General features: G+C 45.9%; 8 protein-coding genes. 6 read left to right on the plus strand and 2 right to left on the minus strand.

Features of this window, described 5'->3' with window-relative positions; translation table 11 throughout:
* Window positions 1–245 precede the first annotated feature (245 nt).
* From B9J87_RS02400 to udp, 3 genes are all read left to right on the plus strand, one after another.
* A complete protein-coding gene (locus tag B9J87_RS02400) occupies window positions 246–662 on the plus strand; it encodes a CBS domain-containing protein (protein ID WP_013857256.1) in 417 nt (138 codons plus the stop codon).
* A 286-nt stretch (window positions 663–948) separates the two neighbouring features.
* Window positions 949–3,243 carry a zinc/cadmium/mercury/lead-transporting ATPase gene (locus B9J87_RS02405; RefSeq protein ID WP_094149285.1) on the plus strand — a complete coding sequence of 765 codons (2,295 nt, stop codon included), beginning with the start codon at window positions 949–951 and terminating at the stop codon, window positions 3,241–3,243.
* 334 nt (window positions 3,244–3,577) lie between these two features.
* Window positions 3,578–4,336 carry a uridine phosphorylase gene (udp, locus tag B9J87_RS02410; RefSeq protein WP_010320675.1) on the plus strand — a complete coding sequence of 253 codons (759 nt, stop codon included), beginning with the start codon at window positions 3,578–3,580 and terminating at the stop codon, window positions 4,334–4,336.
* Window positions 4,337–4,463: 127 nt separating this feature from the next.
* Here the strand turns inward: udp and B9J87_RS02415 are convergent, their stop codons facing one another.
* Together B9J87_RS02415 and metG are read right to left on the minus strand one after the other, a co-directional pair.
* On the minus strand, window positions 4,464–5,276 hold the full coding sequence (locus tag B9J87_RS02415) for a hypothetical protein (protein WP_094149286.1): 813 nt from the start codon (window positions 5,274–5,276) through the stop codon (window positions 4,464–4,466).
* A gap of 216 nt (window positions 5,277–5,492) precedes the next feature.
* On the minus strand, window positions 5,493–7,559 hold the full coding sequence (gene metG, locus B9J87_RS02420; protein WP_013857253.1) for a methionine--tRNA ligase: 2,067 nt from the start codon (window positions 7,557–7,559) through the stop codon (window positions 5,493–5,495).
* Window positions 7,560–7,714: 155 nt separating this feature from the next.
* Between metG and apbC the strand changes: the two genes are divergently transcribed.
* From apbC to B9J87_RS02435, 3 genes are all read left to right on the plus strand, one after another.
* Window positions 7,715–8,791, plus strand: a complete 1,077-nt coding sequence (gene apbC / locus B9J87_RS02425) for an iron-sulfur cluster carrier protein ApbC (protein WP_094149287.1) — start codon at window positions 7,715–7,717, stop codon at window positions 8,789–8,791.
* 192 nt (window positions 8,792–8,983) lie between these two features.
* Window positions 8,984–9,625 carry a uridine kinase gene (gene udk / locus B9J87_RS02430; protein ID WP_010320672.1) on the plus strand — a complete coding sequence of 214 codons (642 nt, stop codon included), beginning with the start codon at window positions 8,984–8,986 and terminating at the stop codon, window positions 9,623–9,625.
* 81 nt (window positions 9,626–9,706) lie between these two features.
* Window positions 9,707–11,833 carry an AsmA family protein gene (locus B9J87_RS02435; RefSeq protein ID WP_094149288.1) on the plus strand — a complete coding sequence of 709 codons (2,127 nt, stop codon included), beginning with the start codon at window positions 9,707–9,709 and terminating at the stop codon, window positions 11,831–11,833.
* The last annotated feature ends 25 nt before the right edge of the window (window positions 11,834–11,858 follow it).

The raw sequence follows: 11,858 nt of genomic DNA on the forward strand, positions 1-11,858 counted from the left end.
GTTTAAGATATAAATGATATTAACTGTAAAATCTTGCGAGACATCGTGTTCTTAACGTGTTGTTTGATTCAAAAATGAGACGTTTTGATAAAAGATTTTGCCATTTACCCTTGATAAAAATTAACTATTTGTAATATCGATAGTTTGTGCCGATGAGCAAAATCGATTTTTTCCATTTAGTAAAACGGTGAAATTAGTCAACACTTAACTTAAGGCAGCATACCGTTGCAACCAAGGAGACAGATATGCAATCGCTAATAGTTAAAGATTATATGACATTACAAGCCATCACCTTCAAACCGGACATGCCAATGACTGCGGCTTTAGAAAAAGTGATGCGTTCGGAGCATCTTGGTGGTCCTGTTATTAACGACCAAGAGCAAGTGATTGGCTTTCTATCAGAGCAGGATTTGCTCGATAAATTGGTGAAGGTGAGCTATTTCTGCGAAGACACCCATTTAGTCCGTGACTGCATGCACCCTGAAGTGCTGTCCGTTTCATCAGACACTTCTATTATTGAGCTTGCTGACATGATGAAAGTAGGAAAACCGAAAGTTTATCCCGTGATCGATCAAGGTAAATTGGTTGGCATTATTACGCGCAGAGATGTACTGAGAGCATTAGGGAAAAACTTAACGCATTGTTTTAAAAAACCAACATAGCAAACTATACCCTTCCTACTTGAAGCTGCAGCAGTGTTGGCTACGTTCGTTCACCCCAATCACATAGTTTGCCTATGCTCATGGGGACTCACTCACTTGCCGCCTACCTGCAACTCCAAGTTGTTTGGGTATATCAGCAGTAATAAATAAAATTCTAGAGGTGCAGTGCACCTCTTTTCCATCTAATCAAGGTGAATGTGCGTTAAGTGCAGGTTTGATAAAAATGCGCTTGACCTTGGAGTTGACTCTAAGGTTTAAGCTTTGTGCATCAGAGAAGGAGAATCCTATGTGCACAAAACATGAAGCTTGCAGTACTACAAAAAATAGCATGGCAAACCCGCAGGCGGTGTCATGCTCTAGTCTTAAAATTACCGCGATTAGGGCTGCGGGCGTTGATTCAAATGAAGAGGGGTGCTGCGGGTCACAAGAGTGCGCAAGCAATGATCCTGATGATGAACCCGCGCAGCTCACATCCGTTAAAACACAGTTTAACCAAAGCTGGAAAATTGAAGGGATGGATTGCCCATCTTGCGCACGTAAGGTTGAAACGGCGCTTAAAAAAGTGGGTAATGTGATCGACGCCAAAGTGCTGTTTGCCACTGAAAAATTGGTGGTTAAGTTTAATACTGAAGAGGCAGCGCTTGAAATAGAGCAAGCGGTTCGTAACGCAGGTTTTACGGCTCACCGCATTGATGCAACTAATCCAGTTTCTGCCCCCCTTCATAGTGACTGGAAGTCGGTCATAAAACAGAACGCGCAGATCCTCTCCATTGCTGGCGCTATGGTACTCGCCGCTATTGTGCAGCCTTATTTCCCTCAAATCAGCGATGGGATGTTCATTTTGACCTGCCTTGCCGGTTTGTATCCTATCGGTAAAAAAGCGATTCAACTGGCACGCTCAGGCACACCCTTTGCGATTGAAACCTTAATGAGCGTTGCGGCGCTCGGAGCGCTCTATCTTGGTGAAACGGTTGAAGCGGCGATGGTGCTATTACTCTTCCTCATCGGAGAGCGGCTAGAAGCTTTTGCCGCTTCCAAAGCGCGTAGCGGTGTACAAGCTTTAATGGCACTGGTGCCTGAAACGGCAACAAAAATTGTGGCAGGAGAACGCATCACGGTGGCGGCACATGAGCTAAAACCGGGGGATGTAGTGGAAGTTTCTCCCGGCTCTCGGCTACCTGCGGATGGCCAATTGCACGAAGCGTCGGCCAGTTTTGATGAGAGCGCGTTAACGGGCGAATCACTGCCTGTCGAACGTTATCAAGGTGACAGTGTTATGGCGGGTGCAGTGGTCGCGGATCAGGTGGTGCGTTTCACCATCACCTCCAAACAGGGTGAAAACGCGATTGACCGCATTTTGCATCTGATTGAAGAAGCGGAATCTCGCAAAGCGCCGTTAGAACGTTTTCTTGATAAATTTAGTCGCTGGTATACCCCATTAATGATGTTGGTTTCATTAGCCGTGGTTGTGATACCGCCGACACTGTTTGCGCAGCCATGGGAAACATGGGTTTACCGTGGCTTAGCCTTACTGCTGATTGCTTGTCCATGTGCGTTGGTTATCTCAACTCCGGCGGCCATTACTTCTGGCCTTGCCGCAGCGGCGCGTCGTGGTGCACTGATCAAAGGGGGCGCGGCGCTCGAACAGCTTGGAAAAATAGAGAGTATTGCTTTTGATAAAACGGGTACTTTGACTAAAGGTAAACCTGAAGTTACGGATGTGGTTGCGCTCAATGGCTGGGATGAAGAGCAATTGTTGCGCTATGTCGCAGCGGTTGAAATGGGCTCGAGCCATCCTCTGGCAACCTCTTTAGTGAAAAAAGTGCAAGCGATGGCTTTGCCCATTCCAGAAGCGATAGAGAAGCGAGCGTTAGTTGGCAGTGGGGTTTCGGGGGTTGTGGAAGGGAAATCACTACGCGTATTAGCGCCAAGCAAAGCGAATGTTCCGTTTTCTGATGCATTTAGCGCGCAAGTGGAAGCGCTAGAGATGCAAGGCAAAACAGTGGTGGTGGTTTTTGAGCAAGAGAACATTGTCGGTTTAATCGCATGGCAAGATACCTTGCGTGAAGATGCCAAAGCCGCCATTGAAGCACTGCGCCGTTTGGGGATCGACACTATTATGCTCACTGGCGATAACCCTAGAAGCGCTGCGACGATGAGTGCTCAATTAGGGATAGATTTCAAAGCCAGTTTATTACCGCAAGATAAAGTGGAATACATTCAACAGTTGGCGCAGAGAAAACAGGTGGCGATGGTCGGGGATGGCATTAATGATGCGCCTGCAATGAAAGCGGCCAGCATTGGTATTGCGATGGGGGGGGGTACCGATGTTGCGTTGGAAACGGCCGATGCGGCAATTACTCATAATCGATTGGTTGAGCTCGCCACCATGATCGAGCTATCACAAGCAACCCTCGCCAATATTCGCGAGAATGTCACGCTAGCGCTAGGCTTAAAAAGTATCTTTTTAGTCACGAGTTTACTCGGTATTACGGGCTTATGGGTAGCGGTGCTGGCTGATAGTGGAGCTACCGCGTTAGTGACGCTCAATGCGTTGCGTCTATTGAAATTTAAAAAATAGTCCGAGACTAAAAACCAAAAAGCTCAGCAAGGCATGGCGGGTCGTTATCTCTCATGCCTGTTGGGTTTGCACCCTATTGTGGTAATAGTGTGAAATGCGTCGATATTGCGCTTGTATTTTGTTATGCAGTGTTGGAAATCGTCTTTTAGGGTTGGGTGTTATTTCATCAATCTTGCTGTTTTTTGTGATGCAAACCGTTTTTATGAGAATGTGTTCGTTACATTGCGTCATTCATTGTGAATTTGATCACTCTTTGTTGGTGCGTGGTCCGCTAGAGTAGCTGCATACCCGATGTATATCTATGAGCTGAACAAGCCGCAATAAGGAGTCACTTATGTCTCAAGCCGTTTTCCATCTAGGTGTTACCGAAGCCGATCTGAATGGTGCTACTTTGGCCATTATCCCTGGGGATCCAGCCCGCGTACAAAAAATCGCTGAAGAGATGGAAAATCCAGTCTTTCTTGCTAGCCACCGTGAATACACTGTGTACCGCGCAGAGTTAGACGGTAAGCCAGTCGTTGTTTGTTCTACTGGTATCGGTGGTCCTTCTACGTCTATTGCGGTTGAAGAGCTTGCTCAACTTGGCGTGCGTACTTTCCTACGCGTAGGTACTACTGGTGCAATCCAACCTCATGTCAATGTGGGTGATATGATTGTCAGTACAGGTTCGGTGCGCCTTGACGGTGCAAGTTTGCACTTTGCGCCAATGGAATTCCCTGCTGTGGCTGATTTCGATGTCGCCACTGCAATGAAAGCGGCTGTAGTTGAAAGTGGTGCAACCGTGCACATGGGCGTTACCGCATCAAGTGATACTTTTTACCCAGGCCAAGAGCGTTATGACACCTTCACGGGTCGTGTTGTGCGTCGTTTCCAAGGCTCAATGAAAGAGTGGCAAGATATGGGCGTATTGAACTTTGAGATGGAATCCGCCACTTTACTAACCATGTGTGCGAGCTCAGGTTTGAAAGCAGGTTGTGTGGCGGGTGTGATCATCAACCGTACTCAAAAAGAGATCCCAGATCACGCGACACTAAAAGAGACCGAGGCTCGTTCAATCAAAGTGGTTGTCGAAGCGGCGCGTAAAATGCTGTAATTGAGTTCTGAATTTACACTGATGTATCTATGTACACGGTGAGTGATTAGGCCACTTTTGAATAAAGTGGCCTTTTTACTTTCTAAATAATCACCAGTCAAACAGTCACCAGCTAAACAATTACTCACTAAGCAATCGCCAATTTAGGCAATGGAATGTACAAGCTCTCGGTTAAGTCGCTGAGCATCTGGTCGTAAACGTGAGAGATGCTGAGTGAAATATCCGAAGTGATTTGGTACATCGCGCCAGCTTCTATTTGAAAGGCAGGATGATCATGCAGTTCGCTCAGGCTATGCAGCGCGGCTGAGCAGCTTGGCGAAGCTACCGTTAAAGGGCTGATTAAGGCGAGTTGATTCATCCTACGCCTAACAACCTCACTATAATGCTGCAAGCGTATGCGGCCATCTTGAGTATCCATTTCATCAATGCTGATGCGTAACTGAGTTAGCGCGTCCATCGCATCAATGACCTGTTGCCAATTAATATGGTATTCATCGCTGAGATCTTCGCGGTTGGATTCCACCAACCAAGCCAGTATCACCTCATCCATTAAGAACATACAGTGACGAATTACTTTACCATGCATCATTTGGTTACGAGCCACAGAGCGCTCTGGCCACTCCTTCATGAGTGCTTTAAGCTTAATTTGCAGCACACGGTACATTGGTTTGTTGTCAAAGTGTGCGATAGCAATTAAGTGATTACTTTTTTCGTATAGCGTATCTTGCAATTCATTCAACTCAGTGTCGCGTCTTTGACCAGAGGCTAGTGTTTGATGGGTAATGTTACGGTGCTGACGGCATAAAAACAGTAGCTGGCGAAGGTCGATCAGCAGTTGATATTTACGTTGTAATGTGGATTCACGCTGTTTTGCCAGATAAAACATCAGCCACAATATACCGATAGAGATAAGCATTGAGATAAAAACAAACATAACCAACTCCTTGTTAATGTTATACCAATCTAGAGTTAGCAGGGTTAATGCCAGTTTTTTGTTTGTTTAAATTCAATGGGTTATGTATTTTTGCGTTGAAGTGATGCATCTTATTGGTGCATTTTGAACTAAAAGTGTGAGCTGGATCGATTTTGAGCAGTATGGTGATAAAAAATCCCCAACACAGAGCGTGTTGGGGATGCTATCGTGAAGATTGATGTATTACAGGATGCGCATGCCAGCTTGAGCACCTTCATGTGGCTCAAGAATCCATAGCTCGCTGCCACCAGGGCCTGCGGCTAAGATCATGCCTTCTGACATACCAAACTTCATTTTACGCGGTTTGAGGTTCGCTACCATGACAGTGTACTTGCCTACTAACTCTTCGGGTGAATAAGCGGCTTTAATACCTGAAAACACTTGGCGAGTTTCGCCACCAATATCCAATTGGAATTTGAGCAATTTGTCCGCTTTTGGCACCGCTTCGCAAGCGATGATCTTAGCGACGCGTAAGTCCACTTTAGCAAAATCATCAAATTCGATTTCAGCTGCAATAGGGTCTTTACTTAGCTCAGTTTCAACTGTGGTTGGTTGCGCGCTCTCAATTGCAGCTTTTTCTGCTGCCGCTTCTTCTTTAGACGCTTCAATCATCGCTTCAACGTGTTTCGGATCAATGCGATTAAACAGCGCTTTGAATGGCGTGAGCGTATGGCTTGTTAATGGTGTTTGTACGCCTTCCCAAGTGAGTTCTTGGTTTAAGAATGCTTCGGTGCGCGCCGCTAGTGCTGGCATTACAGGTTTTAAGTAAGTCATTAACACGCGGAATAGGTTGATACCCACTGAGCAAATGTCTTGTAGCTCTTGCTCTTGACCCTCTTGTTTAGCCACAACCCAAGGCGCTTTTTCATCCACGTATTGGTTCGCTTTGTCCGCCAATGCGGTGATTTCACGAATGGCACGGTTAAATTCACGGCTTTCGTAAAGATCAGCAATGCGATCCGCTGCTGCGGCAAATTCTGCGTACAGCTCTGGTTCGGCAAAGGTTGCAGATAACTGATTTTCAAAACGTTTGGTGATGAAGCCTGCATTACGCGATGCCAGGTTGACGATTTTATTGACCACATCGGCGTTCACACGTTGGGTGAAATCCTCAAGGTTCAAATCAAGATCGTCGATACGACTATTGAGTTTTGCAGCGTAGTAGTAGCGTAAGCATTCTGGGTCTAGGTGGTTTAAGTAAGTGCTTGCTTTGACAAACGTTCCTTTAGACTTCGACATCTTCGCGCCATTGACTGTGACATAACCGTGCACGAAGACGTTATTAGGCTTACGGAAACCACTGCCATCAAGCATCGCTGGCCAGAATAGGCTGTGGAAGTAAACAATATCTTTACCGATGAAATGGTACAGTTCGGTTTTACTGTCTTTATTCCAGTATTCGTCAAAGTCTAAGTCATCGCGTTTGTTACATAGGTTTTTAAATGAACCCATGTAGCCGATAGGTGCGTCTAACCACACGTAGAAGAATTTGTTCTTTTCGCCAGGGATTTCAAAGCCAAAGTATGGCGCATCACGTGAAATATCCCACTGTTGCAGGCCGCCTTCGAACCACTCTTGCATTTTATTGGCGGTTTCTGTTTGTAGCGAGCCAGAGCGAGTCCACTCTTTGAGCATGCTTTCAAATTGAGGAAGGTCAAAGAAGAAATGCTCGGAATCCTTCATTACTGGTGTCGCGCCAGAAACGGCCGATTTCGGGTTGATAAGCTCTGTTGGGCTATAGGTTTCGCCACACGCATCGCAGTTATCACCGTATTGATCTTCTGACTTACATTTTGGGCAAGTGCCTTTCACGAAGCGATCAGGCAAGAACATCTCTTTTTCTGGGTCAAACAGCTGAGAAATGGTGCGGCTTGAAATGAAGCCATTTTTTTTCAGCTCAAGATAAATGTGAGAAGCCAGCTCGCGGTTCTCTTCGCTGTGAGTGCTGTGATAATTGTCAAAGCTGATATCAAAACCTGCAAAATCTTTTTGGTGCTCTTCACTTACTGCGGCGATCATCTCTTCAGGTGTAATACCCATCTGTTGTGCTTTAAGCATAATTGGCGTGCCGTGAGCATCGTCTGCACAGATGAAGTTTACAGTGTTGCCGCGTAGGCGTTGGTAACGAACCCAAATGTCAGCTTGGATATGCTCAAGCATATGACCAAGGTGGATCGAACCGTTAGCGTACGGAAGGGCACAAGTTACCAGCAGTTTCCTTGAAGAAACGTTTCTTGGGTCAGTCGCCATACTTAATATTCGCTTTTTTGATAGGTATGAAAAATAGAGCCCAATACTACCTTATGCAGCGAGCGACTCCAAGGCGTGAGCCTAAGGAATCCCGCAACTTTTTTGGGGTTCAGTCTGACAATAGAGAGTGATAGCATGAGCAAAAAGGAGAAGCTATGCAGCCGTTCACATCTAAACAAGATTTTTGCGATTGGTTAAACCAATTTGAACACCCTCATCTTATTGCGGGGTGGGCAAACCAACCGCATTGGGTTTCGGTTACAACAGCGGGACGTTTGACGGTTCATATTCCATTTGCCGCTAAAAATCTGCTGAATGAGCTTTCCGAATGGGTCGTCTCCAAGCAGCAAACCGATGCGCTTGCTCCATTCAGTGTTGAGATAATGATTGCGCCGAAAGCGCTAGCGACGACGGTCGCTCATAGTGTTAATGGTGTTAAAAATATTATTGCGGTGACTTCAGCCAAAGGGGGCGTCGGCAAATCAACCACCGCCGTCAATCTTGCTCTAGCCATTGCTCAATCTGGGGCGAAAGTTGGCTTGTTGGATGCGGATATTTATGGCCCTTCAGTACCGATGATGCTTGGCAAGCAAGAAGCAAAGCCAGATGTGCGTGGTAATAAGTGGATGCAGCCAGTTGAGGCATTTGGCATTTTCAGTCATTCGATTGGCTATCTGGTTGATAAATCTGAAGCGGCGATTTGGCGCGGGCCGATGGCATCGAAAGCACTGGCGCAATTGCTCAATGAAACCGAGTGGCCAGATGTGGATTATCTGGTCATCGACATGCCACCGGGGACAGGTGATATTCAACTCACCTTGTCACAACAAATTCCGGTAACGGGCGCGGTGATCGTCACCACTCCGCAAGATCTGGCACTAGCGGATGCGCGCAAAGGGGCGGCCATGTTCGAAAAAGTCGACGTTCCGGTTATCGGGCTTATTGAAAATATGAGCTATCACATCTGCAGTCATTGTGGAGAGAAAGAGCATATCTTTGGTGTCGGTGGCGCGCAGAAACTGGCCAGTGAATATGGGTTGGCGCTGCTTGCACAAATTCCTCTGCACATTGCCCTGCGTGAAGACATCGACCAAGGTCGTCCTACCGTGGTTGCTCAACCAGAAAGTGAGCATACACAGCGTTATCTTCAACTGGCGGAACGAGTCTGTTCAAGCCTATATTGGCAAGGAAAGCCTAAGCCAGATGCAATCAGTTTTACATTGGTAGACTAGTGCTGGTCCACAGTGCTGTGAAAGTAGCACTGTGGTGATCTCTTCTGAAATACGACGAAAACGTTTGCTTGGTGGTTTGTTATTCAAACCTCTTCCAAAGTCTAAATCGAGACTGGTATCAGGTGGTTGAAGTCCCTATAATCGGGCAGTTTATCTATTTTCATCACCAAACCATCACCGGGTGCAAAAATAATGTCTGAGAATAATCAATGCGTCATCGTAGGTATTGCTGGCGCTTCAGCTTCTGGAAAAAGCCTGATTGCAAGCACGATTTATAACGAACTTCGTGCCAAAGTAGGCGACCACCAAATTGGTGTGATTACGGAAGATTGCTATTACAACGACCAAAGCCATCTCAGTATGGAAGAGCGCGTTAAGACAAACTACGACCACCCGAATGCACTTGACCATGATCTACTTTGCCAACATTTAGAACAATTAACCCGTGGCGAAGCGGTTGAAGTGCCAGAGTACAGCTACACTGAGCATACTCGCACCGCGAATACAACGCTATTAACACCCAAGAAAGTGATTATTTTAGAAGGTATTTTACTGCTGACAGACCCACGTTTACGTGACTTAATGCATGCGACCGTATTTATGGACACTCCGCTGGATATCTGTTTATTACGCCGAGTGAAGCGTGATGTAGAAGAGCGTGGCCGCACCATGGATTCTGTATTGAAGCAATACCAAAAAACGGTTCGCCCTATGTTTATGCAGTTTATCGAACCGTCAAAACAGTACGCGGACATTATCGTTCCTCGTGGCGGTAAAAACCGTATCGCCATTGATGTATTAAAAGCCCACATCGCGAAATTGTTGAAATCTTAACTTTTGTGGTCTTTATTTTTAAGCAGACAAGTGGCACTTTAGGTGCCACTTTCTTTTTCTAATTAAGCAAGGAAAAAGCTGATGAAAAAACTGTTTCTTTTCATTGCCATTATTATCGGTGCGTTAATCGCTGCCGCGCTCGCACTTGTCCTGTTGGTCAATCCTAATCAATTTAAGCCCTTGATTGTAGAACAAGCCAAACAAAAAACGGGGTTGGACTTAGTCATTGAAGGAGATATCAGTTGGCGTTTCTTCCCTTCGCTTGGCTTTGAGCTGGGCAAAACTGAACTCAGAAATCCACAAGGTTTCAGCGCTCCAAACCTGTTTAAAGTCGATCAAGTTGGTATTGAAATTTCGGTGATGCCATTGCTGGATAAGCAACTGGAAATTGGCAACATCCGCCTAAATGGTGCTGAGTTCCATCTTGAAACCCTTAAAGATGGCCGTTCAAACTTAGATAGCTTAACTCAAGCCGCGCCTCAACCAGCTGCCTCTTCCGCAGCAAACGAAACAAAACCAGCACAAGAAGAGACAAGCAGCGTCAATGCGAGCAACCCTGTTCAAGAGTGGACGATTAACTTAGCGGGCGTTAGCGTCGAAAACGCATTACTGGAAATACAAGACCGCAAAGCCGGTACACATACCAAGCTGTATGACGTGGCGGTCAATCTTTCAGAGTTTGCGGTGGATAAATGGACGTCAGCAACTTTTGCCGCCAAAGGTAAAAATAACCAACAAAACTTTGCCGCAGAAGGGCGAGCTGAATTCAAATTAGCCGCTGGTTTCAAGGATTATGCGCTGAAGAACGTTGTGCTTGATGCGAGCTTTAGTGACCCATCAAACCAGATTGATTCTGCGAAGATTGAATTAGCCACGTTCGAGTTTGATAAGAAGAATGCGCTGTCATTCAGCGTGAAAGGAAAGGTAGCGGATTTAAAACTTGATGCGAAGGGGAGTGCGCAACTGACTCTCGATAAAGCCATGAGCTTGGTGAAGATTGATACGCTGGTGCTGGATACCAATCTAGAAGGAACCAGTTTGCCACAAAGCCCAATGCAGATCGGTTTAACTTCGAACATTCGTTTTGATCTCTCTAAAAACCAACTGGATGTCTTACTCAGTAAATTAACCGCAAATGCATTAGAATTTGATGGTGATGTCAAAGTGACGTTGGCTGAGTTCCCTAAAATCCGCTTCAATATGCATAGCCCAAATATCGATTTGGATGAATTTTTAGGGCTTGCGAATCCAGCAACGGCAAGCAGTGCCGTGAGTGAAAGTAAGGCATCGTCAGGCTCAACGTCAGCAGCGCCTGCTACGGTGAGCGCTGAAGTGGAACCGGATCTCAGTGCATTAAAAACGTTGGATGTGCAAGGCAAGGTCACCATAGACAAGTTCAAAGCTAATAATGCTCGATTACAGAATGTGCAAACCAGCTTTAGCGTCGATCGTGGCATCGTGAATTTAACCTCATTCAGTGCCAACCTTTACCAAGGTACTATTCAGGCGACCGCTCAACTGGATGCAACCAAAGTACCTGCCACTTATAGCGCTAAAAAAAGCGTTAAGGGAGTACAGGTGCTGCCGCTATTAAAAGATGTACTCAATAATGAGATGTTACAAGGCACGGGTAACATCGATGTGGATGTAAAAGGTCGCAGTTTGACGCCAACGGGCATTCAACAAAACCTTGTCGGAACCGTGAACATCAACTTTGCCGATGGTGCAGTCAACGGTATTAATGTCGCTCACCTTATCCGTAGCAATTACGCCAAAATTAAAGGTAACAAAGTTGATGACGACCCAGTGAAGAAAACCGATTTTAGCGCCATGACCGCTACGCTGAAATTGAACAAAGGGGAAGTCACCACAAATAACCTCGCCATGCAATCACCACTGTTGCGTATTCGTGGTGAGGGTAAAGCGAATTATCTGCAACAAACGGTTGATTTTTTGGTGAGCACTTCTGTGGTGGGAACGCTAGAGGGGCAAGGTGGCAAAGACATTGATGAGTTGCGAGACGTCACGATTCCTATCAACATCTCAGGGCAATGGAGCGATCCTAAATTCAAATTGGTTTTTGATGATGTGTTAAGACAAAAAGCGGAAAAAGAGATTGACCGTGGCTTGGAAAAGCTCGGCGTTGAGATAAAAGACGAGAAAACCAAGAAAGCGGTTGATGGCTTATTAAAAAGTCTTTTTAAGTAATTTACTGGGTTGATTTCATTATGAT

The organism is Vibrio sp. V19_P1S1T109 (assembly GCF_002241375.1).
GTDB lineage: Bacteria > Pseudomonadota > Gammaproteobacteria > Enterobacterales > Vibrionaceae > Vibrio > Vibrio anguillarum.

What these genes read in the sequence shown, in the direction of transcription:
- B9J87_RS02400 (WP_013857256.1), top strand. Translation starts at nt 246, where the DNA reads ATGCAATCGCTAATAGTTAAAGATTATATGACATTACAAGCCATCACC.
- B9J87_RS02405 (WP_094149285.1), top strand. Translation starts at nt 949, where the DNA reads ATGTGCACAAAACATGAAGCTTGCAGTACTACAAAAAATAGCATGGCA.
- udp (WP_010320675.1), top strand. Translation starts at nt 3,578, where the DNA reads ATGTCTCAAGCCGTTTTCCATCTAGGTGTTACCGAAGCCGATCTGAAT.
- metG (WP_013857253.1), bottom strand. Translation starts at nt 7,559, where the DNA reads ATGGCGACTGACCCAAGAAACGTTTCTTCAAGGAAACTGCTGGTAACT.
- apbC (WP_094149287.1), top strand. Translation starts at nt 7,715, where the DNA reads ATGCAGCCGTTCACATCTAAACAAGATTTTTGCGATTGGTTAAACCAA.
- udk (WP_010320672.1), top strand. Translation starts at nt 8,984, where the DNA reads ATGTCTGAGAATAATCAATGCGTCATCGTAGGTATTGCTGGCGCTTCA.
- B9J87_RS02435 (WP_094149288.1), top strand. Translation starts at nt 9,707, where the DNA reads ATGAAAAAACTGTTTCTTTTCATTGCCATTATTATCGGTGCGTTAATC.